This window comes from Salinicoccus albus DSM 19776 (assembly GCF_000385175.1).
In the GTDB taxonomy this organism is placed as follows: domain Bacteria; phylum Bacillota; class Bacilli; order Staphylococcales; family Salinicoccaceae; genus Salinicoccus; species Salinicoccus albus.
Genome location: NZ_ARQJ01000032.1, coordinates 153928 through 179517 on the forward strand (window position 1 = coordinate 153928; position 25590 = coordinate 179517).

Genomic DNA, 25590 nt, shown 5'->3' on the forward strand with positions numbered 1-25590 from the left:
TTTTGCTTATTATTCATAATGATTTTTCTGCAGCATCCAGCTGTTTCAAGACAGCTTCTGTACCTGTCCCGCCGCTGCTTTTTCTTCTGTCCACAACGATTTTCGGATCCAGTATGTCAAAAACATCTGTTTCGATCCTCTCATGCTCCTGCTTAAATTCCTCCAGGGAAAGATCTTTTAAATATTTTCCCTCATTGATGGATTTCAAGACCACTTTTCCGACGACTTCGTGCGCTTTTCTGAAGGATACACCTTTTTGGACAAGATAGTCCGCCAGTTCCGTCGCATTTGAAAAGTCTTCCTGGACAGTTTTTTTCAGAATTTTTTCGTTGATGACCATCGTACCAAGCATGCCGTTCATAATTTGAAGTGAACCGTTAACGGTAGTGACAGCGTCAAATAGCCCTTCCTTGTCTTCCTGCATGTCCTTATTGTAGGTGAGCGGAAGTCCTTTAAGCAGCATCAGCATGCTCATTAATGATCCGGCGGTTCTTGCACTTTTCCCACGGATCAGTTCTGCCATATCAGGGTTTTTCTTCTGCGGCATCATGGAACTGCCCGTAGTAAATTGATCGGATAATGTGATAAAGTCTGCTTCTTCGCTCATCCAGAATATAATTTCTTCGGATAGTCTGGATAGATGAACCATGACAAGGCTGATATTCGATAATGTTTCCACGATGTAATCACGGTCGCTGACCGCATCCATACTGTTCTGGTAAATATCGGCAAATTCCAGTATCTCTCTGGTCTGTTCCCTGTCGATGTTAAAAGTGGTGCCGCTGATCGCACCAGCGCCGAGTGGAGAGATATCAATGCGCTTCAAAGAATCCCAAAAGCGCTCCTTATCTCTTTTTAACATCCAGAAGTACGCCATTATATGATGGGAAAACAGCACGGGTTGTGCACGTTGCAGGTGTGTATAGCCGGGCATGATGACATGGATATTCTCTTTGGCCAGGTTAAGGATCGTTTTTTGAAGTGATTCAATGCGTTCTATCATCTCGTGCACTCTGCCTTTGACATACAGATGCATGTCAGTTGCGACTTGATCGTTCCTGCTTCTGGCAGTATGAAGTTTTCCGCCAGTATCTCCAATTTTTGAAATTAGCGCGCGCTCAATATTCATATGGATATCTTCATGCTGGGTGGAAAATTCGAGATGTCCTTGGTTATAATCATCTAATACAGCATTCAGTCCATCGATAATTTGATCTTTTTCACTGTCGGTAATTATATGATTAGATGCCAGCATCTTGGCATGTGCCACACTGCTTGCAATATCCATATCGATGAGAATTTTATCAAAATGGATGGACGCGTTGAAATCGTCCACCCATTCGATTGCTTCACCCTGAAATCTGCCGCCCCATGCTTTCTCAGTCATAGAGCTTTACCCCATTATCCAGCATTGACTTTACTTTAGTCGGCAGACCGAAGATTTCGATGAATCCGACAGAAGCATTCTGGTTGAATGCATCTTCATTTGTGTATGTTGCCAGTTTTTCATTATAAAGACTGTTTTCAGAACGTCTGCCTGTCACTGTAATATTACCTTTGTAAAGGGACAGCCTGACTTCACCGTTTACCGGTTTCTGCATGTCCTGCAGCATGCCTTTCAGAGAATCGGAAAGCGGTGAGAACCAGAGTCCGTTATATACTTGTTCCGTAAATTTCTGCTCAATGACCGGCTTGAAGTGTGCAATATCTTTCGTCAAAGTAATGGTTTCCAGATCATGCTTAGCTGTAAGGATGATTTTCGCCCCGGGGGTTTCATAGATCTCTCTGGATTTAATACCGACCAGTCTGTTTTCAACGTGATCGATTCTTCCGATACCATGAACGCCGGCAATGCTATTGAGTTTTAAGATCAGCTCATCAAGCGTGTAACTTACCCCATTGATTGTTTTGGGCAGTCCCCCTTCAAAGGTGAGGAAAAGTTCTTCCTGTTCATCTGGAGCATCCACAACATGATTAGTGAGGTCGTATGCATCTTCCGGCGGTGTATTCCATGGATCTTCAAGAATACCGCATTCATTGCTTCGCCCCCACAGATTCTGGTCTATGGAATATGGTGAATCCAAATCAATAGGAATAGGGATACTCTTTTCCCTTGCATAATCAATTTCCTCTTCTCTGCTCCATGTCCATTCACGCACAGGGGCAAGTACTTTTAATTCCGGATCGAGTCCTTGGATTGCCACCTCAAAACGCACCTGGTCATTGCCTTTGCCTGTACACCCATGAGCGACGTACTCTGCATTTGACTGATGCGCAATTTCAACTAGCTTTTTGGAAATCAACGGTCTCGAAAGTGCTGAGACCAATGGATACTTCTCTTCATACATTGCATTGGCATAAATCGCAAAACTCACAAATTCATCCGCAAATTCTTTTTTTGCATCGATGATATGGGATTCACTGGCGCCCATCTCCAACGCTTTTTGATCTACCAGATCAAGATCTTTCCCTTCCCCTACATCAAGGCAGACAGCCACCACATCATATCCTTCATCGATAAACCACTGAATTGTGACACTGGTGTCCAGGCCGCCTGAATATGCTAATACCACTTTTTCCTTCATTCCGATTCACCTCAGTTATTAGTATCATGCTCTAAATATTATCATTATAAACATACTTAATCAAGTATATTTATTCATTACATAAATATGTTTTGTTTTACATCGTATGTCCTATTATCTATACTGTAGTTAATCAGAAAAGGAGAGTTATGTAAATGAGATACGTATTTATCACCGGCACTTCAAGAGGACTGGGAAAAGCGCTGTTAAATGAATTCAAGGGAGACAGAATCATCAGTCTTTCGAGATCTGAGGTCGACAGTGATGTTCAATTATTCAAAACGTTCCATCTTGATCTTAAAAATGAATCCGAACTGGAACAGGAATCATCCAAAATCTTCAGCTCAGTTACGCCGGATGAAGGAGATGAAGTATTCCTGATCAACAATGCAGGTACAGTCGAGCCTGTTCAGTCAGTGGAGAATATAGATGCAGCGGGATATCTTGACAGTTATAAAGTCAATGTTCTTGCCCCTGCATTATTGATAAAAGCTTTTATCGATGAATATAAAAATCAGAATATAACCAAGCGGATATTGACAGTGTCCAGCGGCGCCGCGGTAAAAGCCACTGAGGGCTGGGCAGCGTATTGCAGTTCAAAAGCGGCTGTTAACATGATCAGTGATGTGGTACGTCTTGAATCTTCACGCCACGGTACTCATATAGAGTCGGCAACATTCCGCCCGGGAGTAATAGACACGGATATGCAGACTGCAATCAGAAGCTCAGATCCGGAACAATTCCCGAGTATTGAAAAGTTCAAAGAATATAAAGCATCTGAGCAGCTCATTCCGCCTGAAAAAGTTGCCCAAACGTTAAAAACCGTCATTACGGCTGAAAATTTCAAAGATCAAGGACATTACGACATCAGTGAATATATACAATAGACTCCCGTTTTATCGGGAGTCTATTGTATCAGGTATTGCTTTACCAGCTTGGCTGCACCGTACATGCCTGCATCATTTCCGAGTTCAGCCGTAACAATTTCCACGCCTTCTGACGCCGGCGGGAAGGTAACCGGCCGATAGTATTTTTCGATCCGGTCAATGAGAAATTGACCGGCTGCACTGACACCACCGCCTAAAATAATGTATCCCGGGTTTGTAACTGCAGAAATGCTGCTGATAGCAATCGCAATATAATGGCTGGCCTCATTCACAGTACTCACTGCGAGGGCGTCTCCCTCTTCAGCAGCTTCCATAAGCGTTTTTGAAGTGATTGTACCATGTTCTATTTGATCTGCCAGCTTTGTTTCAATATTTTCATGACGGTGCTTGAATTCAGCAATATTTACAATCCCTGTTGCAGATGCAACCGTTTCAAGACATCCTTTTTTTCCGCAATTACAGCTGAATCTTTGCTTGAAATCGACCATAATATGACCGATTTCACCGGCAGCGCCCCCAAAGCCGTGAATCAGCATACCGTCGGAGACAATACCGCCGCCAACACCTGTGCCCAGTGTCAGCATCGCTGCATCCGCATGCCCGTGACCCGCTCCTTTGGATTGTTCACCAAGTGCGGCCAGATTTGCATCATTGTCGACAATGGTGCTTACACCGCTCAATTTCTCAAATCTCGAAGCAATGGGGATCCTGCCTTCCCAGTTCAAATTTATACCGCCATTTAGTACACCGTCTTTAAAATTGACGGGGCCGGGGGCTCCGATCCCCGCCCCAAGGCTCTCTCTGACTGAAAAACCCACTTCCCTTTCTTTTGCCATAAAAGATTCGTGTATATCAGTCAGTATATTTTCACCATTATTTGCAATATCAGTGTTTACCTGCCATTTTTCAAGGAGTTGCAGATGTTTATCAAAAATACCAAGCTTGCATGTGGTCCCCCCGATATCTGCTGCAAGAATTACGCTCATTTCCTTAACCCCTTTTCCTTATGATCCAAATTGCTCTGGTAAATTCTTCTTTGGTGAGCAGTTCGTATTTATACAGCTCCCTGATTTCCATTTCCATAAGGCTCAGTCTGTTTTTCATATCTTTGTCATATACATAGATCCCAAAACGCCGCAGCAGTTCATTGACGTAAGTTAAATCATCATTCACCATTGTAATATTCCTCTGCCAGAAGTTTTAATCCATCATCCTCAATATCCGGGGTATCGAAATTATCGAGTATTCTGCCCATTCCCTCATAATTGCGTTCTTTCCTGAGTTCTATCAGCCGGTGTTTTGCAGCGAGTTCATTTTCCGGGTCCATGTTGTAGCTCTTTGAATGAAATTCATCCGACTGTTCCTGATTGCCGGCAATTTCCGACAGGAGGCCGAGCCCATAGTAGGTCATCGACGTATCATTCCCTGATCTGAGTGCTTCATTCAGAACATTTAATGCTTCTTCATATTCCCCGTCATCAATATGTTCCAGAGCCATTTCATCAAACGGCTGACGGGACTCCTGTGAAGATATGACGTAATATGACACGCCTGTAAGGATCACGATCATCATGCCGGCGCCCAGTAACCACTTTGTTCCGAATGTCCGCGGATTGAATAATACACCGAGTAATACACCGAAAATAAGTCCGCCGATGTGTGCATAATGGTTGATATTGGCAAACAGGCCGGAGAGTACTGAAATAACGATGAAGATGACTGCAATTTGCCCCACCAGTTTTAAATTGATTCGTCTGTTTGCCAGGAGATGGACAATGATGATAGCGAGAAGTCCGTAAACGGCGCCACTCGCCCCCAGTGACACTTCCTCAGTGATGAACATCAAGGAGAACATACTTGATAGAATCCCTGTGGTTAAAAAGGCGGTAACCAGAAGCAGTTTACCGTAAAGTGTTTCGATGAATTTGCCTAAGATATACAGTGCAAAAATGTTAAATATAAAATGATCAATGGTAATGTGCAGGAAAGTGCTGCTCAGCAGCCGGTATGCATCACCTGACATCACTTCAAAATGACTGAGTGCCAGACCGTTTGTCAGTGTATATGAATCGTAAAAATTGATGACGATGTAATTGAACAGGAATACGATTAAATTGATGCAGATCAGAAGATATGTCACAGGTGTGAATTTGATCATGTACTTTTCAAACGGGTGCGGCCCCATCAATCTTCTCTGATAGTAAGCATCATCCTTTAGATTTTTATATTCCATATCCAGACGGAAAAATGGATTGCGGATGACATTTTTTAAGTCATGCACCCCTCTGTGCTGAATAATCAGCCCATTAGTTTCGGTTTTTATATTGACCTTTTCATCGGACAGATAGATGAGTTGAATCGAGGCGATTTCAAAACCCGCCTGATTGGCTATTTGATCCCGGATATCGAATAATTCATCGGTCATACGCGTCATCTCATCTTCCGCAGGGGTAAAATCATTGATGCAGATGACTGAGCGGTTCTTTGGATTCTTCAACCAGATTGTGCCGCTGTTCCTGTCATAATTGAAAAATGAATATGGGGTATATCTGACCATTTCATATGAAGCATGCCATTTACTCCTCATTTATCTGCCTCCTGGCACGTGAATCCACCGTTTCTGTCGGCGTAATGAGTATATCAACCGGCACATCGTGTGTTTCCTTGACGACATCACCAAGCTGTTCGTCAAATAGAAGAGAAAGTTTCAGCCCATTATAATTCTTCAGAAATCTGTCATAGAATCCACCGCCGTAGCCAATTCTGTAGCCTTCTCTTGAGAATATCAGACCCGGGACTGCGATGAGGTCGGGCTGGTTATTCATAACGGAAGTGTCCGATGGTATTCGTAAATTTTTTTCATCTGACAGAACATCATCGAAGGAAACAAATTTGATGAAGTTCATTTCTTTACTGCTGTAATCGCATACGGGTGTATACACTGCTATCCCCTGCGCTTTCATCCACAAAATAATGTCATCTGTATTCATTTCATGCGGCATGGACAGAACAATGCCGATGGAATTTACATCGTTCTGTCTAATGTATTCAACGAATTTGGATTTGAGCTGTTCCTCACAGGAGGCCTTATACTGTTCGTCCAATGATGAAAGAACGGCCATCATATCTTTACGCAAACTCTTTTTAGACAAATTGTTCCCTTCTTTCAATTACAAATAAATTTTTCAACTTTATCAGTTATATTTATTATAGTACTATCCATTGGAATTAGAAAGTGTGCTGTATTCATGCAATAAAAAAGCTCCGGATTAAAGATCCGGAGCTTATAACTCGTCGCGCTTTATCTTCTCATATTTTTCACCGGTGATGATGAAATATACATGCTCAGCAATATTTTTAACATGGTCGCCAATCCGTTCAAGATATTTGGCTGACAGCTGGATCTGTCCTGTGACAAAGACGTCTGATTCTTCAATAATGTCCGAAGTTGTAATCTGGACAAATAAAGAATCTATGTCTTTGTCTCTTGTAATGATCTCCATACATAGATTGGTATTCTTTTCTTCATACGCTGTATAAACATCTTCGAGCATGAGAGAGGCGAGTTTCTCCATTGTAGAGAGCCTGAGTATCAATTTTTCATTGGTAATTCTGACCCTTTTTCTCACTTCCCCGATGTTACTGATGTTATCGCTGATGCGTTCTAAATCATCTGCAATTTTTATACTCGAGATGATCAGCCTTAAATCAGTCGCTACAGGCTGCTGAGTGGTGATCAAGTTGACCACCTGTGTGTTGATATCAAACTCCATCCGGTTCACATCTTTATCACCGGTGACCAGTGCTCTGGCAGGTTCTGTACTGTTGTCCGTCAAAACTTCGGAGCAGCCCTGAAGACGTCTGTGACACTCGCGTGCAAGTTCAATGACGTTGTCGTAAAGAGCATCCATTTCTGCAGCAAATTTTTCCCGATACACCATTAGCCGAATCTTCCCGACACATAGTCTTCCGTTCTTTTATCTTTCGGATTTTCAAAGATGGCACTGGTATCATCATGTTCGACCACATAGCCTTGATAGAAAAATGCGGTCTTGTCAGAAACACGTGCTGCCTGCTGCATGTTGTGTGTGACGACGACAATGCTGTAATCTTTTGAAAGTTGCTGTATAAGATCCTCGATTTTAGTGGTTGAAATTGGATCCAGTGCACTTGTTGGTTCGTCCATCAGAATGACATCCGGTTCAATTGCCAGTGCACGGGCGATACAGACACGCTGCTGCTGTCCGCCGGACAGACCGTATGCATTCTGGTTCAGCCGGTCTTTCACTTCATCCCAGATCGCAGCCCCTCGTAAACTTTTTTCTACAATCTGATCGAGAATTTTTTTCTTTTTGATGCCGTGAACTCTTGCGCCGTATGCCACATTATCATAGATTGATTTTGGGAAAGGGTTCGGGTTTTGAAAAACCATTCCAACTTTTGTTCTCAGTTCCTCAACCGTCATTTTCTTGTCGAATATATTATCACCGCGATAGAGAATATGTCCTTCTGTACGTACGATGGGCACGAGTTCAACCATTCTGTTCAGTGCTTTTATGAATGTGGATTTACCGCAGCCTGACGGACCGATGATTGCAGAAATTTCATTTTCACTGAATGTCAGGTTGATGTTTTGCAATGCGTGATTGTCAGCATACCAAAGGTTGAAATCTTTTGCCTGAAAAACAGGCTGACCTGATTCAATGATGCCCGAAGCATTATCCGCTTGTTTAACTTCTGTCCCTATCTCAGTCCCCATCTCAGTCCCCATATTTTTATCTTCCTTCAATTGTGAATCTGTCATATTAAAAACCTCCAATTAAATCCGCTTGTTAATACCTTTTAGAAAATTTGTTACGTATATAGATTGCCACTGAATTCATCAGGAAAAGTATGATGAGCAGTATGATAATTCCCGCTGCAGTCAAATACTGGAATTCCTCTTGAGGCATTTTAACCCAGTTATAGATCTGCATAGGCAGTGCCTGGAATGTATCAAGGGCACTGTTTGGTGTGACAAGCAGTGAGACCGGCACTCCAAGTACGACCAGTGGGGCTGTCTCTCCGATGGCACGCGATAAAGCAAGAATAATTCCTGTGATAATGCCTGGGATTGCAGCCGGTAATATAATTCTGGACACTGTCTGCCACTTTGTGGCGCCCATGCCGACAGAAGCTTCGCGCACTGTGCTTGGTACGGATCTGATTGCTTCTTGAGAAGAAACGACAATGACAGGCAGGATCATCAAGGATAATGTTAAGCCAGCTGCCAGCACTGAGTTACCTAAAGCCAGCTGTCTGACGAAAATTGTCAAACCCAGAAGGCCAAATACCACAGAAGGTACACCGGCAAGATTTGAAATGTTGATTTTGATGAAATCCGTGAGTCTGTTCTCGGGGGCATATTCTTCAAGGTACATTGCTGTACCGACCGAAAGGATGATTGAAACTGGCGCAGTCACCGCCATCAGCCAGATGGAACCGATAATCGCACCGTATACACCGGCATTTTCAGGTCTGCTTGAGCTGAAACTGGTCAGGAAATCCCAGGTCAGATAGTTCCATCCATCGAGCACCGTATCTACGATTAATGTGACCAGTACAACAAGTCCAACCAGAGTACAGAGTAGAAACAGGAACTTCATGATATTGTTACGGATTAACCGGCCGCCCAGTGATTTGGATACTTGGTCTTTATCTACCAGCTGCATAATTAATACTCCTCCTTAAATCTTCTCGTTATCCATTGAGAAATCATGTTCATCACTAGGGTGAAGAGGAACAATGTCATACCTACCGCATATAAACTGTAGTACAGATCAGTCCCGTAAGAAGCATCACCTGAGGTCACCTGTACGATAAACCCAGTCATTGTCTGAAGTGATTCCCTTATATCCAGACTGGCGTTAGGCGTACTGCCGGCTGCAATGGATACGATCATCGTTTCACCAATTGCCCTGGATATCCCCAAAACAAAAGAAGAAATAATACCGGATGCCGCTGCCGGTATTATTACCTTGAACACAGTTTCCAGGCGTGTAGCGCCCAGCCCAAGGGAACCTTCTCTCGTAGTGTTCGGTACAGAACTCATCGCATCTTCACTCAGGCTGGCAATCATAGGGACGATCATTATACCCACAACGACGCCCGGGCTGATGGCATTATACAGGTTAACCTCCGGAAATATCCCCCGGATCAGAGGTGTTACAAATGTAATGGCGAATGTTCCATAAACAACCGTGGGTATCCCGGCAAGGATTTCAAGTATCGGTTTAATGGTTCTCCGGGTGCGATCAGTTGCGTACTCACTCAGGTAGATTGCTGCGCCCAGACCAATGGGTATTGCAACTAATATCGCAATGACAACGATTTTCAAAGTGCCCATGATCAATGAGATGATCCCCCACGAAGGGTCTGAACTGAACGCGTTCCATTCAGTATCAGTGATGAAATCTATGAATGATACTCTTGTAAAGAATATGAATGTTTCTGAAATTAAAGTATATAAAATTCCAATAGTAGTAAGAATGGATATACAAGTAATAAGAAAGAGTATTATTGGAATGGATTTTTCAACTATTTTTGTACGTTTATTATTTTTGTTCTTCTGAACCATCTCTTGAATATTATAATCTGCCATAATATACCCTCACTTAAAAATACTTTAAAAATGGACGGGGTATGATCCCGCCCATTGATATTTAAATCACTTATGGTAATTGATCAATCTGTTCCTGATAGTCTTCTTCCGGCAATGCAACATATCCAGACTCTTCAGTTGCAGCCGCTGCATTTTCTAAAGTGAATTCCATAAATGTCCTGAATGCTTCATTATTATTCAATGATTCGTTATTCGCATAGACGAACAGCGGACGGGACAGCGGGTAGGAATAATCCTGCACTGTTTCGTCAGTCGGTTCTATCGCTTCTTCATTGTCAGGGCCTTGTACAGGCACTGCTTTAAGTGAATCCTGGTTTTCCAGATAGAAACTGTATCCGAAGAAACCGATGGATGAAGTATCCTGCGTTACAGAACTTACTACCTGGTTGGTATCCTGGATGAGCTGAGCGTCTATATCTTCATCATTCATCACTGTTTCAACAAAGAAGTCATGCGTTCCGTGTGATTGATCGGGGCCGTAAGCTGTGATTGGCTCATCCGGGAAATCTTCACGAACGTCGCTCCAGGAATCAGCTTCACCGCTGTAGATTGTGTACAGTTCATCGAAAGTCAGGGAATCGACAAAATCATTATCCTGGCTGACAGCAACAGTCAGGCCATCAGTACCTACGAGGAATTCCGTATAGTCGATGCCATTCTCTTCCAAGAGAGAGACTTCTTCTTCAGAAATTTCACGGGAAGCGTTATTAAAGTGAGTTTCACCTTCTGTAAATCTTTCAAATCCGCCGCCTGTACCGGAAACACCGATTTCAGCAGCCATGCTATGTTCAGCATTGAATTCTTCGTTGATGATTTCCATGATAGGGAAAACTGTTGATGAACCGTCGCCGACAATTTCACCGCTTAAGTCACCGGACCCTTCGGATGATTCTCCTTCCGAACCAGCGTCAGCAGATTCGTCAGATGAACCTGAGGCAGAATCTTCTTCAGCAGATCCGCCACTACCGCTGCAGGCCGCGAGGATAAACATTAAGCTCATAAGCAGAGCTGCGAGAAACGTACTCTTCTTCATTCTTAAATTCCTCCAGTAGAATATGTGTTGTGCTTACATGTATATTCTATTAGTTGAATGTAAATATCGAATGAATGCTTTGTAAAGATTATGTAAATGCAGAAAAAAACCACCTCAAAGGGTGGTTTTAATCATAGCTGCCGTAAACGAGCTGCTGATAGAAGTCATTTGTATCATATTGATGGAGCTCGACCGGTTCCGCATCGTGTTCAACTTCATAATATTTGTTTATAACATCGGCACCCATGTATTGTGTCGGAAAGAACGGCTCGGTACTTGGTGTTGATGGGAAAATTATTGAGAAAGCCATTTCGGGATCATCATATGGCGCGTACCCTACATAAGTCTGATTCAGTACTGGGTCACCTTCTTTAAACGCTTCTGCTGTACCAGTTTTTCCGGCAGCAGCAGGTTCAAGATTATGGTATGCATCCCAGCCGGTACCATATAAGTCTCTTTGCTGCTCGTGAGTATTGAAGACATCATAAAAACCTGCCTGAATCTGATTTAGCTGTTCATCGCTCAGATTAACATTGTTCAGTACATTGCCATTGTACGACTGCAGCACAGGACCGTTGGCATTGGAATCACTCCCTCTGACTTCGTTACCCAAATGAAGCTGGATCCGCTGGCCATCGTTTGCAATCGTTGAAGCGTACTGTGACAGCTGCAGTGCCGAATAAGTATCATACTGCCCAATGGACAGGTCCAGATAGTTTCCCGGATTATTGGTCAATTCAGGGCTTAAACCTGTCGCTTCATTGGGGAGGTCAATACCTGTTGATACGCCCAGTCCGAATTGACTCAGGCCGTTTCTCAGTGTCTGGCCTGCATCTGAAATATCATTTGGCAGAGAAATGCCGTCATAATAATCTATACCAGCCATTCTCAGGGCGGTATTAACCATATAGACGTTGGATGAAACCATTAAAGCAGTCTGATCGTTGACGGTGACTGAGTCATCTTGGTTAAAGAACGAGCTAATCGTTCGTTCACCGCTGAATGACATCGGCGCATCGACAATTTCTTCTCCCGTTTCAATCACATCATTCTGGTATCCGGTGGCCACGGTAGCACCTTTGATCGATGAACCTGCAGTATAAGTGGAGGTAAGCGCACCATGATGATAGTCCACAATTTCCCCTTCCTCGTTGATCTGCTTGCCGACCATGGCCAGAAGATCGCCGTTATTCGGATCCTGTACAGCCAGAACTACTGTATCAATATGTTCAGGAATAATTGTATAATCGATTTCCCCGGTCTCTTCATTTCTCTGCTGGATCTCCTCTGCCATCTCACGTATTTCTGTTAAATGGTATTCTGCAACCTCTTCAAGTTCAAGCTGCAACTCCATATCTATAGTCAGGTAGAGATCATCTCCCGATTTCCCGGGCTCTGTCACTTCCTGATTAATAATCTCACCGGACTTGTCTGTGGAATATTTCACCTCTTCCTTTTCTCCACGGAGGGTGTTTTCATATTGGAATTCGAGGTAGGATTGGCCCACCCGGTCATTTCTCGAATAGCCGCGCGACATATAATATTCGACCTGTTCTCTCGGCAATCCTTCTTCTGAGGAGGAGACCTCCCCGAAAATGGTTCTTAAAGTATCATCATACGGATAGGTTCTTTCCCAATCCATGCCCGTAGTGATGCCATCAAGATTCTCCAAGTTATCGTTCACTCTGGCAAATTCTTCTTCTGAAACATCTTCACCTTTGACAGTGACGGGATTCAATTCCGGCGCATTAATCATTTCTACATATATCGCAAGTGTGTTTAAATCCTCATCAGTTAAAATCGAATCCAGCTGCTCTTCCCCTACTCTGTTATAAAGCTCCTCATTGAACGCTTCCTGAGTGATGTTCCCGTTTTCCAACAGGGTTGATTCCTCACCCATAAGACTTTCTACTTCTTCAGGGTACTCCCGGGCCAGGTAGTCCTGCTTATCCCTCAGACTGATCGATTCGGTGTCCATATCCAGATAACCGCTCAGGTCTTCGGCTGCCTCCATGATCTCATTGCTGTTCATATTCCTGTGCCGTGTGAAATAAATGGCCCGTTGTGATTCATTACCGACAAGCAGGTTGCCGTTCCGGTCATATATCTCACCGCGGGGGGCACTCTGATTAATTTCGACATATTGCGCATTTTCAACTTGTTCCTGGTATGTATCACCCTGTAAAATCTGCAGATATCCCAACCTGAGAATAAGCACAAGGCACAGCAGAAATACGGCAATCATTATTATATTTACCCTTGATTTAAGGATCTGCCTGTTTATTGCTTGAAGGCTTTTAATCTTTGCTCTTTTCAATACCACTCATTCCTTTATATCTCTCATTCCGTAAAGCTATTCTAGCATAAACTCCTGTAGATATTATAACAATGATATTCATTGTTTAAGAGAAAAGGAGTGAATATTTATCGATAATGTTTTAAAAGACAGATATTTGTAATTATCTGTCTCCAGACTCAATAGAATCTTCTTTATGAAACACTGGCTTTTTATCATTTCATTAAGGGCAGCGCTTATTTACTTTGATGTACATCGAGAATTTTAAAAAATTAAAGAACGGGACAAATGATTTGTCCCGTTCTTAATTCAGAAATTATTTTGCTGCTTTATAAAGTTCGTTTACTTTGTCCCAGTTGACAACGTTCCAGATTGCTTTAAGGTATTCCGGACGTCTGTTTTGATATTTGAGATAATAAGCATGCTCCCAGACATCTACACCGAACACCGGTTGTTTGCCGTCTGTTACCGGGTTGTCCTGGTTAGGTGTTGAAACAATTTCAAGTTCACCGTTGTTTACAACAAGCCATGCCCAGCCAGAGCCGAAACGGCCAGCAGCTGCAGTTTCAAATTCTTCTTTGAAAGATTCTACAGAGCCGAATTTGGATTCGATGGCATCTTTGATGTCACCTGAAATTTCTTTTGCGTCAGGTGTAAGCATTTCCCAGAATAGAGAGTGGTTCAAGTGGCCGCCGCCATTGTTCCTGACAGCAGTTTTCTTATCTTCCGGCACTGAATCCAGATTTCTGATGATGTCTTCTACTGACTTGCTTTCAAGGTCTGTACCTTCTACTGCAGCATTTAATTTCGTTACATAAGTGTTGTGGTGCTTAGAATGGTGGATTTCCATTGTTTCTTTGTCAATGGTTGGTTCCAACGCATCATAAGCGTAAGGTAGTTCTGGTAATTCAAAAGCCATAGCTAATTCCCCTCCATAATTTAATGATTACATACTAAATATATCAATGCAGTGTTAAAATAACAAATGTAATGCTTTACGATGGAGCGAATCGGCCATAGGTATGAAATGTGTCCAAAATTTAACTAATGGCCCGGACCTATATTAATTTCACAGGAAAAAGGACAAAATGAAATCATGAAAGAATATATCAGCTATTTTAAAAGATTGGTTACTTTTGAAAATTATGCATTATTCAGAGCAGCGCATTTCAGGTATTTAATCCTGAATATTTTCATCATTTCACTCCTCATTGCTGCACCGAATATCATTACGCTTGTAAATTCGGTGCAGGCAGTTTCCAGCTTATCGGAATTTGATGAAGAAATTCCTGAATTCGAAATATTGGGGGGTGAATATACTGGCGAGAGTAAGACGGTATCTTTAGGGAACAACGATATATTGTTTACCGATCAGTACACGACTCATGAATCGGAGGAGATCGGAGAAGCGGTGTTATTCGGATTTTTAAAAAATGGCATTTATATCAAGGATATCCAGGATTCAGGCTTTGACTATTCATATATATCGCAGATTTCCAATGATGAAGATTTAAAAACTTTCATCGACCGCCAGATTTCAAGTCTATATTTCTATGTAATGGTCTATATTGCGTTTTATGTATCACTCATCATGTTTTTTACAGTAATTTTAATGACAACCGCAAACTATTTCCCCCACCTGCTATCATTATTGTATAATAAAAAGTCAAGATTCATGAGCTGGTTTAAATTCTCGACATTTGTCACAGTATTGATGCTGATTCCGATTGTTGCCATACAGATTTCCACCGGCAGCGCTCTATGGTGGCTGTATTTGTTATCTTTGCCTTTCTATTGGCATTACTTTAAGAAAATACCACTGGATAAGCGCAAAAGATAAGCTGTATGTTTCGAAGCATTACATTTACATTTTGAAAGAATATCTAGTATAATGACATTTGATTTAGAGTATTACTTTATATGGGGAGTTTTGGTTATGTCTCAATTAACACACCGTACTAAAACTAGAGAGGTTCAAGTTGGCGATTTAACGATTGGCGGCGCTGATCAGATTATTATACAGAGTATGACAACGACGAAAACTCATGATGTTGAAGCGACTGTCAGCGAGATACACCGTCTGGAAGAAGCCGGATGTCAGATTGTCCGTGTGGCCTGTCCAAAAGAAGAAGATGCGCTCGCTATACCTGAAATTAAGAAACAGATAAACATACCGCTTGTTGTAGATATACATTTTGACTATAAACTGGCACTTCTTGCAGTTGAGGGCGGCGCGGATAAAATTCGTATCAATCCTGGGAATATCGGCAAACGTGAAAGAGTGGAAGCTGTTGTAGAGGCCTGTAAAGAAAAAGGCGTTCCAATTCGTATTGGAGTGAATGCCGGCAGTCTCGAGAAGCACATTATAAAAAAATATGGCTACCCGACAGCTGACGGCATGGTAGAAAGTGCACTCCACCATATTCAGATTCTTGAGGAATTGGATTTTCATGATATTGTTGTATCTCTGAAAGCATCAGATGTCAATCTTGCAATTGAAGCATATGAAAAAGCAGCTGCCGCATTTGATTATCCGCTGCATTTAGGGATTACAGAAAGCGGCACATTGTTCGCAGGTACAGTTAAAAGTGCTTCGGGGCTTGGAGCCATAGTTTCCAAAGGCATCGGCAGTACAATGAGGGTTTCATTGTCAGCCGACCCAGTTGAAGAAGTTAAAGTTGCCAAAGAGGTCCTTAAGACTTACGGACTGGCAAGTAACGCCGCAACATTGATTGCCTGTCCGACATGCGGACGGATAGAAATCGACCTGATTTCAATTGCCAATGAAGTTGAAGAATATATATCCAACATCAAGGCCCCGATCAAAGTGGCAGTACTTGGCTGCGCCGTAAACGGCCCGGGCGAAGCCAGAGAAGCAGATATCGGCATCGCCGGCGCCAGGGGTGAGGGTCTGCTCTTTATGCATGGTAAAACAGTACGTAAGGTACCCGAAGAAACGATGGTGGAAGAACTTAAGAAAGAAGTCGACATACTTGCAGAAAAACATTATGAAAAAGCACGTAAAGCTAAAGAAGAAGCTGCAAAATAATAGATTGGATATAGAAATGCCGCCTTATCATATTTTACTGATAAGGCGGCATTTCTTATGCAGAAACATTTTTACATTCTCCACATAATCCATATAATTCCACTTTATGATTCGTGATTTCGACATTTTCCAATTCTTTCTGCCAGGTTTGGACCGGGCAGTAGTGAATCACTTTTGTATCCCCACAGTTTTCACATATGAAATGGTGGTGATGGCGGGTGGTGCATGAGATTTTATACTGCATTTCCCCATCAAGAGTTGTTTGTTCCAGGATATCGATATCGTTTAAAGTATAAAGATTGCGATAGATTGTATCGTAACTGATCCCGGGATACTCTGTATTCATTTTACCCTGTAGTTCCCTGGCACTTAAATATCTCTCCTCGTCCAGGAAAATGCCAATCATCCGTATCCTTTTTTCAGTGATTTTCAATCCATTATCCTTTAATTTACTCTTGTATTGTTTCATTTGTCCGTTCATTTTTACTCACTCCTAAGCGATCGAGAATAATTGTAATTGATAATATCAGGAGGGATACAAGTACGATTGTACCTCCAGGCGAGATATTCAGGTGAAAGCTCAGGAACAAACCGGAAATAACGGAGATTTCACCCAATATGACACTGATTGCCATGAGCTGTTTAAAACTTGATGTCACTCTCATCGCAGCAGCCACAGGCAATGTCATCAAAGCGCTGACCAGCAAAATGCCCACGATTCTCATCGATGCGCTGATGACCAGGGCGACGACGATGATAAACAAAAAATGTATCCATTTGCTGATATTCATCACGTTGGCGTATTCTTCATCAAATGATACAAGCAGCAGTTCTTTATAGAAAAAATAAATAAACAGTAAAACAAACACGCCGATAACAGCAATCAGTGTCAGATCAGTAATATTTACAGCACTGATACTGCCGAATAGATAACCGAACAGATCCTGGTTGAATCCGTCAGCAAGTGACAGGAACAGTACACTCAGTGCGACCCCAAGGCTCATAATAATTGGAATTGCCAGTTCCTGATAATGTTTGTACACTGTCCTGAGTCTTTCTATCCCAAGTGCCCCCGTGACTGAAAATATGATGCCGGTAATGAGCGGGTTGATGGTTGTGCCGATCAGGGCAGAGAGATAAACACCAAATGTGATACCGCCTAAAGTTACATGGCTTAATGCATCCGCAATCAGCGATAAGCGTCTGATAACAATGAAAGTGCCAATCAACGGAGCGATGAGGCCAGCAATCATACCGCTGATGAATGAAAATCTTATGAAGTCATATTCCATCAGTGCTTCTATCAATTGCAGCACTTCCTCTCGTGATCATGACTGACCAGCTGCAGCGGGAATCCGTATATTTTGGAAAGTTCGGCCTCGCCCAGATTTTTGAACTCGCTATTTGTGCCGTGGAAATGAAGATGTTCATTCAGGCAGGCGACTTCATCTGCGTGATCAACGACCACACCGATATCATGCGAGACAAGAAGAATTGTTACATTACGCTCTTTCAACCGCAGAAGCACTTCATAAAACGCTTTTACGTGCTTTGCATCGATCCCCGCTGTCGGCTCATCCAGAACCAGAATGGCGGGATTATTGATTAAGGCCCTGGCGATAAAGACACGCTGGGTCTGACCGCCGCTGAGCAAGGAAATATTTTTATCCTTTAAATCCTTAATGTTTAACAGATCCAGTACTTCATGCAGTTTTTTTCTATCCTGCCTGTTGAACCTCTTAAACAAGCCCTTTTCTTTTGTCAGGCCACTGAGGACCACCTCACTCACAGTCGCAGGAAACCCTTTTGAAAAGCTGCCGGATTTTTGTGATACATAGCCAACTTCCTGCCATGCATTAAAACTTTTTAAACTGTTACCATTTATCAGTATTTCACCTTTTTGAGGTTTGATGATCCCTAGCATCAGTTTGATCAGAGTCGTTTTTCCAGAACCATTCGGTCCCAGAAGTGCTACAAAATCACCCGAGTCGATTTTCAGATTGATATTTCTGAGTGCAGGAGTAGTCTCCAACTTATCTTTATACGTATAGGAAATATTTCTAAGTTCAAATATTGGCTGTTCCATGCCGAGTACCCCTTTACAATAGTCATTGTGTTATCATACAGTAATCATTACGATTTGTAAATAGGAATGATTACGAAATATAAGAGACTGCATCTGTAAAATCAGATGCAGTCTCTTAATTCAGCATGTTAAACTTCCAAATCTTTCATCATCGGGTTGATCTGTTCTTTGAGTTCAGGTATAAATTCTCCATTGCGAATCATTGCTATTTCATGTTTGTATGGCGCGTTTCTGTTTTTCTTATCCGGACCGACGAACGGCGTTTCAAGAATTTTAGGAATATCTTTGAATTCAGGATGATTAATGATATACGTCAGAGGGTCGAACCCGATGTGGCCGAACCCGATATTTTCGTGGCGGTCTTTATGTGCACCGCGCGCATTTTTAGAGTCATTAATATGAAGTACTTTGAGTCTGTCTTTACCGATGATGCGATCGAATTCTTCAAGTACACCGTCAAAGTCGTTGACGATGTCGTAACCGGCATCATGAACGTGGCATGTATCGAAAGTCACACTCAGACGGTCATTATTTGTAACGCCATCTATAATCTGTGCGATTTCTTCAAACGTTCTCCCCACTTCAGAACCTTTGCCAGCCATCGTTTCCAGTGCAATCTGCACATTCTGTTTTGAGGAGAGGACTTCATCCAATCCTTCAATGATTTTCCTGATGCCTGTCTCTGCGCCGGCTCCGACATGGCTGCCGGGGTGCAGTACAATCTGATTGCTGCCCAGATGCTCAGTACGTCTTATCTCTTCCTGCAGGAAATCAACACCAAGTTCAAATACATGCGGCTTTTCCGAGTTTCCGATATTTATGATGTAAGGTGCGTGTACAACAATATTGGAAATACCATGTGCTTCCATATGTCTCTGGCCGGCTTCTATATTCAGATCTTCTATCTTTTTTCTTCTTGTGTTCTGGGGGGCGCCGGTATAGATCATAAATGTATTGGCCCCGTAACTTTCAGCGGACATACTGGCTGCTTCCAACATTTTTTTACCGCTCATTGATACATGAGATCCTAAAAGCATTTTATCCATCCTCTATCTTCTTTTTTTCTTATTGCGCTTTGCGTATTTACGTCTCTCCTGACGTTTAAGTGTTTCCAGCTCTTCTTTTCTTTTTTTCTTGTAGCCCGGTTTGACTTTCTTAGGTTTTTTGACCCTGGTTTCAATATTTTTCTCTGTCTCTGTGTTTCTTTTTTGTCTGGCTGCCCGTTTATTTCTAGGTTTGATGGGCGCAAGTTCTCCACCTTTAAGATCTTCATGCTTCAAGTGGTATCCCTTTTTCTCTATAAGGTTCACCTGATGTTCTTCATCCGGTGTATACAGTGTAATGGCTGTGCCCTCATATGTCCCTCTGCCGACACGGCCGACTCTGTGGGTGAAAAATTCGATCTCTTTCGGGATATCATAATTTATCACGTGTGATGCTCCGTCAATATCCAAACCGCGTGATGCGAGATCGCTGGCGACAATCCATTCATAATGGAGAGAACGTATTTTCTTGATTTCCTTTGTCCGTTCTCGGGGGTTCAATCCGCCATGGAAAAGCCCTGCATTCACACCTTCGGCATTTAAATAGTCAAATAACTCATCAGCACGCTCTCTGGAATTTGCAAATATCAAACCGATATAAGGCGTTACATCGCGTACGATATCCAGCACCTTTTTTGTTTTTTGATTCCCTTTAACCGGCACCAGGCTGTAATGGATTGAAGGTTGATTCTTCTGCTGTTCGATATATATCGGTTCCACCTCACCGACATATTTTTTAAGAAATACACGCAGCCTTTCCGGGATTGTGGCAGAAAATACGAGCAATCTGGCGTCTTCTCCAAGTGCTGTAGCAATTTTATCCACCGTTTCCAGGAACCCGAGATCGATCATCAGATCGGCTTCATCTACGACAACATTATCTGCATGATGAATATCCAGACTGCCTGAAGACATCAAATCTTTAACTCTGGACGGAGTACCGATGACAATATGAGGGGCATTCCCGGCCTTCTGTTCATCTCTTGTGAAGTCCGTACCGCCGATAAAGGATTGGACACGTATCGCTGGAAATGACTTGAGGATCTCATTTGTCATAGCGTGAAGCTGCTTGGCGAGTTCCCTGGTCGGTGTCAGTATCACAGCCTGAGTATGTCTCTTTTCTGCTGACACCCGATATATGAGCGGCAGAAGAAAAGCGTGTGATTTACCGCTGCCTGTTTCAGACTGAGCGACAACATTTTCACCTTTCAGGACTTTCGGGATGACCCGTTCCTGTATAAGGGTCGGTTGTGCAAAGCCGATGTCTTCTATGGCCTTTAGCATAGCTTCATCAAATTTAAACCTTTTGAACGCATTACTCATTCTTTCACCTGTTTCCTATTTATAAACTCGATTACAATTATAACTTAAATGTGTCCGGGACGCTATAATTCACTTATTCAAACGATCTAATGATTTAAAAGACGCTTGATATTCGTTATAATACAGATTAAGGAGGAATTCTTCATGGATATTATTAAAATTACCCCCCGCGGATATTGTTACGGTGTAGTTGATGCAATGGTCATTGCACGTAATGCTGCAATGGATAAGACACTGCCCCGCCCGATATACATTCTTGGTATGATTGTTCATAACCAGCATGTGACAGATGCTTTCGAAGAGGATGGCATTATTACCCTGGACGGTCCGAACCGTTTGGAAATTCTTGAACAGGTCGAAAAAGGCACAGTTGTCTTTACTGCTCATGGTGTATCGCCTGAGGTGAAGCAGCGTGCCAAAGAAAAAGGACTTACCTGTATAGATGCCACATGCCCCGATGTTCAAGTTACACATGATTTAATCAGAGAAAAGGCAGAGAATGACTATGATGTTGTATATATAGGTAAAAAAGGCCATCCGGAACCAGAAGGTGCTGTCGGTGTTTCACCAGAGCACGTCCATCTGGTCGAAACAATTGAGGATGTGAGAGCATTGCCTGCTCAAATTGCAGAAAAGAAACTGCTTGTTACTAACCAGACCACAATGAGCCAGTGGGATGTCAGCCATCTGATGGATGAATTGAAAGACAGATTCCCGCATATAGAAGTGCATAAGGAAATATGTCTGGCCACACAGGTCCGCCAGGAGGCTGTCGCAGAACAGGCAGGACAGGCTGAACTCCTGATTGTGGTCGGAGACCCTAAGAGTAACAATTCAGAACGTCTTGCCCAGGTTTCTAAAGATATTGCACATACAAATGCGCACCGCATCACTTCTTTGGATGAACTGGATACATCATGGTTTGAAGGTATTGATTCTGTTGCAATTACAGCCGGCGCTTCCACACCGACACCGATTGTCAAAGAGGTTACTGATTTTATTAAAAACTTTGATGAAGAAAACAGAGAAGAGCCAAAATCAACAGTACCGAAACATAAGATACTGCCAAACATCAAAAAACCGAAACCGGTTAAGATTATGGATTAAGTTTTTCATAAAAAAAGCCCTCAAATAAGGGCTTTTTTTATGAAAATGGATTTGTAGATACTTCAGTAGATTGGACATTCAATTCGATCTTTTCATCAATCAGCTCTTTCAGTCCGTCCGCCATTACATATTCCATATAATGCCCTGTATCAATAATATTCCGGCCGATCAGCCTGGCATCATATGCTTCATGATATTTTACATCACCGGTGATTAAAACATCTGCACCTTCCTTAAACGCCTGATCGATGTAACTCATTCCGGAGCCGCCAATGAGTGCAACTTTTTTGATGGGATGGTTATTCCCTTTGACAATATTGACGGCGGCCAGACCGGTTTTCGTTTCTATCGTTGAGACCAAATCTTCAAGGGAACCTTCAAATTCAAATGAAACGCCCAGACCTTTTTCCCCGCGCTTATGCAGACTGATTATATCATATGCGGGTTCTTCATAAGGATGGGTTTTGTATAACGTATTGATAACTTTCTGTTCCTCTGACGCTTCAAAAATTGCTTCTACAACATATTCATCAGTGGTTTTAAGTTCATTATTTTTCCCTGTATGAGGATCTGCATCCCTGCCCGGTCTGAACTGTCCCTTGACCGGATATTCGAAGAAACAGTCTGAATAGTCTCCCTGTTCGCCGACACCGACTTCAGCAAGATCACTCTTCAGCTGTTCTACACTTTCCCTCGGTATATTTATCCTCAGCTTTCTGTAACTCTCTTTGTGGCTGATCAAAGTGTTCGTTTCAGTATATCCGAGCTTTTCCGCTATCATATGGCTGACACCGTGCGGCTGGTGATCTAAGTTTGTATGCATTACAATCAGATTGACATCATTTTTGATTAATTTCCTGATGACTGGACCGATCCCTTTTTCTGTCACAGCAGAGATTTTAGGGAATATGACCGGGTGGTGGGCAACAATGACATTAAGTTTATGCTCAATTGCTTCGTCCACAGTTTCTGGATGGCAATCAAGTGTCGTCAGCACACCGGTAACTTCCGTATTTCCATCTCCGACAAGAAGTCCTGTATTATCCCAGGATGCACTGTCTTTAAAGGGAGCAATTTCATCGAGCGTTTCCATCAGTGCATAAACATCCATCTATAACACCTCTTCAATCAGTTGTATCTTTCTTTTTGTCTCTTCAACTTTCGAATCATTTTTCGAATGGGTTTCAAGATTATATAAAATACGTCTCTGATGTGCAACTTCCCGTTTCAGCTTCTCCATAAACGCATTTTCCCGTTTGTGCAGCAGAATCGGGCCGAATTTCAAATCTTTTTCTGTATAATTTTCATATCCCGGTTCAGCAACAATAATTTCATAAAAATGTGCGCCCTCCTGAACGACTGTTTCGTCCATTATTTTATACCCCAGGCCAACCAACGCATTTCGTAACGGAAATGAATATGTGTTGGGCTGCAGTACCAGCCGGGGCTTACCTTTCACATGATCAAAACCAGATGTAAGTATCTCTGCAATCAGAGGGCCGCCCATTCCGCATATCGTTATCGTATCTATATTGTCATTCTGTGTTAAGATTTCCAGGCCGGCGCCCAGTCTGGCTTCAATGAGATCAGTAAGCTCATTACGTCTAATATTCTCTTTTGTTGATTCATATGGCCCTTTCACCACTTCACCACATATGGCACGGTTTGTCATTTTATTTTTGATTGCAAAGATAGGCAGATATGCATGATCTGATCCTATATCGGCCAAAACAGTTCCTTTTATGTATGTGCTGACTGTTTCCAGTCTGTTATCAAGCATAGAATCTTTCCTTCGCCATCCATTAAAAATTAAAAACTTCCACACTTATATATGCGGAAGTTTTAAATCAGTTATTGCTCTGCTAAATATTCATAGAGCGCTGTTAAATCCTCATCGGCGATCTGGTCTTCACTGAACGCGGGCATGGAAGCCGGTCCTTCTCTGACAGTTGAAGAGAAGTCTTCTTCAGACAAGCTTGTACCTGCCAGTGCGGGTCCCATTCCGCCGGAGAAGTCCCCACCGTGACATGACGCACAGTTATCGCGGGCAAAACCTTCAGCATCGAAGTCGCCGGAAGATGCCTGTTCACTGCCACCGCCTTCGCCGCCTTCTTCACCGCCTTCTCCACTGTCTCCTTGACCGCTTTGTTCATTAGATGCAGTTCCTCCGCCTTCATCTTCCGGAGCGTTTGCTCCTTGAGAAGAAAGCAGGAAAATGAGACCTATTCCCAGGAAAATAATAAGTAAAAAAGGCACAACAGGATTTTTGTTCATCTTAATTTCCCCCCAAATCTCTTACCATTTACATAATCACAATTATAATTGTATATGAAATACTCATAAAGTCAAAAGATTTTTGCGATAAAAATTACACTGTTGTAATTTTTATCAGTCCATAAAATCCTTGAGCCTTTTACTTCTGCTGGGATGTCTGAGTTTTCTAAGTGCTTTTGCTTCAATCTGTCTAATTCGTTCTCTCGTCACACCAAAAACTTTGCCCACTTCTTCAAGTGTGCGAGTTCTGCCATCATCGAGTCCAAAGCGCAGTCTGAGCACATTTTCTTCTCGGTCGGTCAGAGTATCCAGCACCCCTTCAAGCTGTTCTTTCAACAGCTCATAAGCAGCGTGGTCAGACGGACTCTGTGCTTCCTGGTCTTCGATGAAGTCCCCGAGATGACTGTCATCTTCTTCACCAATCGGTGTTTCGAGGGATACAGGTTCCTGTGCAATTTTAAGAATTTCTCTTACCTTTTCAGCCGGCAGGTCCATTTCCTCACCGATTTCTTCCGGTACAGGTTCACGGCCCAGATCCTGGAGCAGCTGACGCTGCACTCTGATCAGCTTGTTAATCGTTTCGACCATGTGAACCGGTATGCGGATCGTTCTGGCCTGATCTGCTATTGCACGCGTAATCGCCTGGCGGATCCACCACGTGGCATAAGTTGAGAATTTGAATCCTTTGGAAAAGTCGAATTTCTCTACAGCTTTAATCAGTCCCATGTTTCCTTCCTGGATGAGATCCAAGAAGAGCATACCTCTGCCGACATAACGCTTGGCAATGCTCACGACAAGGCGCAAGTTTGCTTCAGCCAGACGGCTTTTGGCAACTTCATCACCCTCTTCGATCTTTTTGGCCAGTTCGATTTCTTCCTGTGCACTGAGAAGATCGACTCTGCCGATCTCTTTCAAGTACATTCTCACCGGGTCATTTATTTTAACGCCAGGGGGTGCACTCATATCGTGGAGGTTTAATTTTTCATCTGTATCTGAGGAATCTTTTTCATTAATGAGCTGTATGTCATTTTCATTCAACTCATCGAAAAACTCATCCATTGCATCGGCATCCAGTTCAAAGCTGGACAATTTATCCGCGATTTCCTCGTGGGAAAGCTGCCCGGAGTTCTTCCCTTTTTCCAGTAAAAAGTTCTTTACCTGATCAACGGAAGTGAACAGCTCTACATCTTTCGTTTCAGTTGCTTGTTCATTCTTCTCTGCCATTTAAAGCCCTCCTAATAAGACT

26 protein-coding genes are annotated in these 25590 nt (G+C 42.7%); 4 read left to right on the forward strand and 22 right to left on the reverse strand.

Translation table 11 applies throughout. The features are described from left to right. Positions 1–13: 13 nt before the first annotated feature. Complete coding sequence (gene argH, locus G343_RS0112110) at positions 14–1387, reverse strand: argininosuccinate lyase (protein ID WP_020008418.1); 1374 nt, start codon at positions 1385–1387, stop codon at positions 14–16. Continuing rightward, on the reverse strand, positions 1380–2585 hold the full coding sequence (locus tag G343_RS0112115; protein WP_020008419.1) for an argininosuccinate synthase: 1206 nt from the start codon (positions 2583–2585) through the stop codon (positions 1380–1382). Before G343_RS0112115 ends, argH begins: the two co-directional genes overlap by 8 nt. Before the next feature lie 155 nt (positions 2586–2740). Here G343_RS0112115 and G343_RS0112120 point away from each other — a divergent pair, with 155 nt between their 5' ends. Beyond that, positions 2741–3472 (forward strand): SDR family NAD(P)-dependent oxidoreductase, encoded by a 732-nt coding sequence (locus G343_RS0112120; protein WP_020008420.1) that lies wholly within the window; start codon positions 2741–2743, stop codon positions 3470–3472. Between the two features lie 20 nt (positions 3473–3492). Here G343_RS0112120 and G343_RS0112125 read toward each other — a convergent pair whose 3' ends face one another. The 11 genes from G343_RS0112125 to G343_RS0112175 form a co-directional block, all read right to left on the reverse strand. Next, positions 3493–4458 (reverse strand): ROK family glucokinase, encoded by a 966-nt coding sequence (locus G343_RS0112125; protein ID WP_020008421.1) that lies wholly within the window; start codon positions 4456–4458, stop codon positions 3493–3495. Between the two features lie 4 nt (positions 4459–4462). Beyond that, positions 4463–4648 carry a YqgQ family protein gene (locus tag G343_RS0112130; RefSeq protein ID WP_020008422.1) on the reverse strand — a complete coding sequence of 62 codons (186 nt, stop codon included), beginning with the start codon at positions 4646–4648 and terminating at the stop codon, positions 4463–4465. Continuing rightward, positions 4638–6059 (reverse strand): rhomboid family intramembrane serine protease, encoded by a 1422-nt coding sequence (locus tag G343_RS0112135; protein WP_020008423.1) that lies wholly within the window; start codon positions 6057–6059, stop codon positions 4638–4640. The genes G343_RS0112130 and G343_RS0112135 overlap by 11 nt, the downstream gene beginning before the upstream one ends. After that, positions 6049–6624, reverse strand: a complete 576-nt coding sequence (locus G343_RS0112140) for a 5-formyltetrahydrofolate cyclo-ligase (RefSeq protein WP_020008424.1) — start codon at positions 6622–6624, stop codon at positions 6049–6051. Before G343_RS0112140 ends, G343_RS0112135 begins: the two co-directional genes overlap by 11 nt. A gap of 132 nt (positions 6625–6756) precedes the next feature. After that, a complete protein-coding gene (phoU, locus tag G343_RS0112145) occupies positions 6757–7413 on the reverse strand; it encodes a phosphate signaling complex protein PhoU (protein ID WP_020008425.1) in 657 nt (218 codons plus the stop codon). After that, positions 7413–8276, reverse strand: a complete 864-nt coding sequence (gene pstB, locus G343_RS0112150; protein ID WP_020008426.1) for a phosphate ABC transporter ATP-binding protein PstB — start codon at positions 8274–8276, stop codon at positions 7413–7415. Before pstB ends, phoU begins: the two co-directional genes overlap by 1 nt. A 28-nt stretch (positions 8277–8304) precedes the next feature. Further along, on the reverse strand, positions 8305–9183 hold the full coding sequence (gene pstA / locus G343_RS0112155; RefSeq protein ID WP_020008427.1) for a phosphate ABC transporter permease PstA: 879 nt from the start codon (positions 9181–9183) through the stop codon (positions 8305–8307). A gap of 2 nt (positions 9184–9185) precedes the next feature. After that, on the reverse strand, positions 9186–10112 hold the full coding sequence (gene pstC, locus G343_RS0112160) for a phosphate ABC transporter permease subunit PstC (protein ID WP_020008428.1): 927 nt from the start codon (positions 10110–10112) through the stop codon (positions 9186–9188). 70 nt (positions 10113–10182) lie between these two features. Next, complete coding sequence (locus G343_RS0112165; RefSeq protein WP_020008429.1) at positions 10183–11166, reverse strand: phosphate ABC transporter substrate-binding protein PstS family protein; 984 nt, start codon at positions 11164–11166, stop codon at positions 10183–10185. Between the two features lie 127 nt (positions 11167–11293). After that, positions 11294–13411, reverse strand: coding sequence for a peptidoglycan D,D-transpeptidase FtsI family protein (locus G343_RS0112170; protein WP_020008430.1), 2118 nt, complete (start codon positions 13409–13411; stop codon positions 11294–11296). A gap of 367 nt (positions 13412–13778) precedes the next feature. After that, the gene (locus G343_RS0112175) at positions 13779–14381 is read right to left on the reverse strand and encodes a superoxide dismutase (RefSeq protein WP_020008431.1); all 603 of its coding nucleotides are present in this window, start codon (positions 14379–14381) and stop codon (positions 13779–13781) included. 177 nt (positions 14382–14558) lie between these two features. Here G343_RS0112175 and G343_RS0112180 point away from each other — a divergent pair, with 177 nt between their 5' ends. Both G343_RS0112180 and ispG read left to right on the forward strand, forming a co-directional pair. Beyond that, the gene (locus G343_RS0112180; protein WP_020008432.1) at positions 14559–15302 is read left to right on the forward strand and encodes a DUF1189 family protein; all 744 of its coding nucleotides are present in this window, start codon (positions 14559–14561) and stop codon (positions 15300–15302) included. 96 nt (positions 15303–15398) lie between these two features. Then, the gene (gene ispG / locus G343_RS0112185) at positions 15399–16511 is read left to right on the forward strand and encodes a flavodoxin-dependent (E)-4-hydroxy-3-methylbut-2-enyl-diphosphate synthase (RefSeq protein WP_020008433.1); all 1113 of its coding nucleotides are present in this window, start codon (positions 15399–15401) and stop codon (positions 16509–16511) included. A 55-nt stretch (positions 16512–16566) separates the two neighbouring features. Here ispG and G343_RS0112190 read toward each other — a convergent pair whose 3' ends face one another. The 5 genes from G343_RS0112190 to G343_RS0112210 all read right to left on the reverse strand — a co-directional run bounded on the left by G343_RS0112190 (position 16567) and on the right by G343_RS0112210 (position 20963). After that, on the reverse strand, positions 16567–16992 hold the full coding sequence (locus tag G343_RS0112190) for a Fur family transcriptional regulator (protein WP_020008434.1): 426 nt from the start codon (positions 16990–16992) through the stop codon (positions 16567–16569). Then, complete coding sequence (locus tag G343_RS0112195; protein WP_020008435.1) at positions 16961–17818, reverse strand: metal ABC transporter permease; 858 nt, start codon at positions 17816–17818, stop codon at positions 16961–16963. Before G343_RS0112195 ends, G343_RS0112190 begins: the two co-directional genes overlap by 32 nt. Continuing rightward, the gene (locus tag G343_RS0112200; protein ID WP_020008436.1) at positions 17815–18597 is read right to left on the reverse strand and encodes a metal ABC transporter ATP-binding protein; all 783 of its coding nucleotides are present in this window, start codon (positions 18595–18597) and stop codon (positions 17815–17817) included. Before G343_RS0112200 ends, G343_RS0112195 begins: the two co-directional genes overlap by 4 nt. A gap of 128 nt (positions 18598–18725) precedes the next feature. Next, entirely contained in the window at positions 18726–19634 is a 909-nt protein-coding gene (locus tag G343_RS0112205) for a deoxyribonuclease IV (protein ID WP_026366393.1), read from the reverse strand. Between the two features lie 12 nt (positions 19635–19646). Continuing rightward, positions 19647–20963, reverse strand: coding sequence for a DEAD/DEAH box helicase (locus tag G343_RS0112210; protein ID WP_020008438.1), 1317 nt, complete (start codon positions 20961–20963; stop codon positions 19647–19649). 144 nt (positions 20964–21107) lie between these two features. Here G343_RS0112210 and G343_RS0112215 point away from each other — a divergent pair, with 144 nt between their 5' ends. Beyond that, positions 21108–22070: a 4-hydroxy-3-methylbut-2-enyl diphosphate reductase gene (locus tag G343_RS0112215; protein ID WP_020008439.1), complete on the forward strand. Its 963-nt coding sequence runs from the start codon at positions 21108–21110 to the stop codon at positions 22068–22070. Positions 22071–22107: 37 nt separating this feature from the next. Here the strand turns inward: G343_RS0112215 and G343_RS0112220 are convergent, their stop codons facing one another. The 4 genes from G343_RS0112220 to rpoD all read right to left on the reverse strand — a co-directional run bounded on the left by G343_RS0112220 (position 22108) and on the right by rpoD (position 25568). Beyond that, the gene (locus tag G343_RS0112220; RefSeq protein WP_020008440.1) at positions 22108–23181 is read right to left on the reverse strand and encodes a Nif3-like dinuclear metal center hexameric protein; all 1074 of its coding nucleotides are present in this window, start codon (positions 23179–23181) and stop codon (positions 22108–22110) included. Continuing rightward, positions 23182–23850 (reverse strand): tRNA (adenine(22)-N(1))-methyltransferase, encoded by a 669-nt coding sequence (locus G343_RS0112225; protein WP_020008441.1) that lies wholly within the window; start codon positions 23848–23850, stop codon positions 23182–23184. 71 nt (positions 23851–23921) lie between these two features. Beyond that, complete coding sequence (locus tag G343_RS0112230; RefSeq protein ID WP_020008442.1) at positions 23922–24344, reverse strand: c-type cytochrome; 423 nt, start codon at positions 24342–24344, stop codon at positions 23922–23924. Between the two features lie 114 nt (positions 24345–24458). Then, complete coding sequence (gene rpoD, locus G343_RS0112235) at positions 24459–25568, reverse strand: RNA polymerase sigma factor RpoD (RefSeq protein WP_020008443.1); 1110 nt, start codon at positions 25566–25568, stop codon at positions 24459–24461. Positions 25569–25590: the final 22 nt, after the last annotated feature.

Coding starts and splice junctions, on each gene's coding strand:
- G343_RS0112215 (WP_020008439.1), top strand. CDS start 21,108: ATGGATATTATTAAAATTACCCCCCGCGGATATTGTTACGGTGTAGTT.
- argH (WP_020008418.1), bottom strand. CDS start 1,387: ATGACTGAGAAAGCATGGGGCGGCAGATTTCAGGGTGAAGCAATCGAA.
- pstC (WP_020008428.1), bottom strand. CDS start 10,112: ATGGCAGATTATAATATTCAAGAGATGGTTCAGAAGAACAAAAATAAT.
- pstB (WP_020008426.1), bottom strand. CDS start 8,276: ATGACAGATTCACAATTGAAGGAAGATAAAAATATGGGGACTGAGATG.
- G343_RS0112135 (WP_020008423.1), bottom strand. CDS start 6,059: ATGAGGAGTAAATGGCATGCTTCATATGAAATGGTCAGATATACCCCA.
- G343_RS0112210 (WP_020008438.1), bottom strand. CDS start 20,963: ATGAGTAATGCGTTCAAAAGGTTTAAATTTGATGAAGCTATGCTAAAG.
- G343_RS0112115 (WP_020008419.1), bottom strand. CDS start 2,585: ATGAAGGAAAAAGTGGTATTAGCATATTCAGGCGGCCTGGACACCAGT.
- G343_RS0112170 (WP_020008430.1), bottom strand. CDS start 13,411: ATGATTGCCGTATTTCTGCTGTGCCTTGTGCTTATTCTCAGGTTGGGA.
- phoU (WP_020008425.1), bottom strand. CDS start 7,413: ATGGTGTATCGGGAAAAATTTGCTGCAGAAATGGATGCTCTTTACGAC.
- pstA (WP_020008427.1), bottom strand. CDS start 9,183: ATGCAGCTGGTAGATAAAGACCAAGTATCCAAATCACTGGGCGGCCGG.
- G343_RS0112120 (WP_020008420.1), top strand. CDS start 2,741: ATGAGATACGTATTTATCACCGGCACTTCAAGAGGACTGGGAAAAGCG.
- G343_RS0112165 (WP_020008429.1), bottom strand. CDS start 11,166: ATGAAGAAGAGTACGTTTCTCGCAGCTCTGCTTATGAGCTTAATGTTT.
- ispG (WP_020008433.1), top strand. CDS start 15,399: ATGTCTCAATTAACACACCGTACTAAAACTAGAGAGGTTCAAGTTGGC.
- G343_RS0112190 (WP_020008434.1), bottom strand. CDS start 16,992: ATGAACGGACAAATGAAACAATACAAGAGTAAATTAAAGGATAATGGA.
- rpoD (WP_020008443.1), bottom strand. CDS start 25,568: ATGGCAGAGAAGAATGAACAAGCAACTGAAACGAAAGATGTAGAGCTG.
- G343_RS0112230 (WP_020008442.1), bottom strand. CDS start 24,344: ATGAACAAAAATCCTGTTGTGCCTTTTTTACTTATTATTTTCCTGGGA.
- G343_RS0112175 (WP_020008431.1), bottom strand. CDS start 14,381: ATGGCTTTTGAATTACCAGAACTACCTTACGCTTATGATGCGTTGGAA.
- G343_RS0112205 (WP_026366393.1), bottom strand. CDS start 19,634: ATGCTTTTAGGATCTCATGTATCAATGAGCGGTAAAAAAATGTTGGAA.
- G343_RS0112180 (WP_020008432.1), top strand. CDS start 14,559: ATGAAAGAATATATCAGCTATTTTAAAAGATTGGTTACTTTTGAAAAT.
- G343_RS0112220 (WP_020008440.1), bottom strand. CDS start 23,181: ATGGATGTTTATGCACTGATGGAAACGCTCGATGAAATTGCTCCCTTT.
- G343_RS0112200 (WP_020008436.1), bottom strand. CDS start 18,597: ATGGAACAGCCAATATTTGAACTTAGAAATATTTCCTATACGTATAAA.
- G343_RS0112130 (WP_020008422.1), bottom strand. CDS start 4,648: ATGGTGAATGATGATTTAACTTACGTCAATGAACTGCTGCGGCGTTTT.
- G343_RS0112225 (WP_020008441.1), bottom strand. CDS start 23,850: ATGCTTGATAACAGACTGGAAACAGTCAGCACATACATAAAAGGAACT.
- G343_RS0112125 (WP_020008421.1), bottom strand. CDS start 4,458: ATGAGCGTAATTCTTGCAGCAGATATCGGGGGGACCACATGCAAGCTT.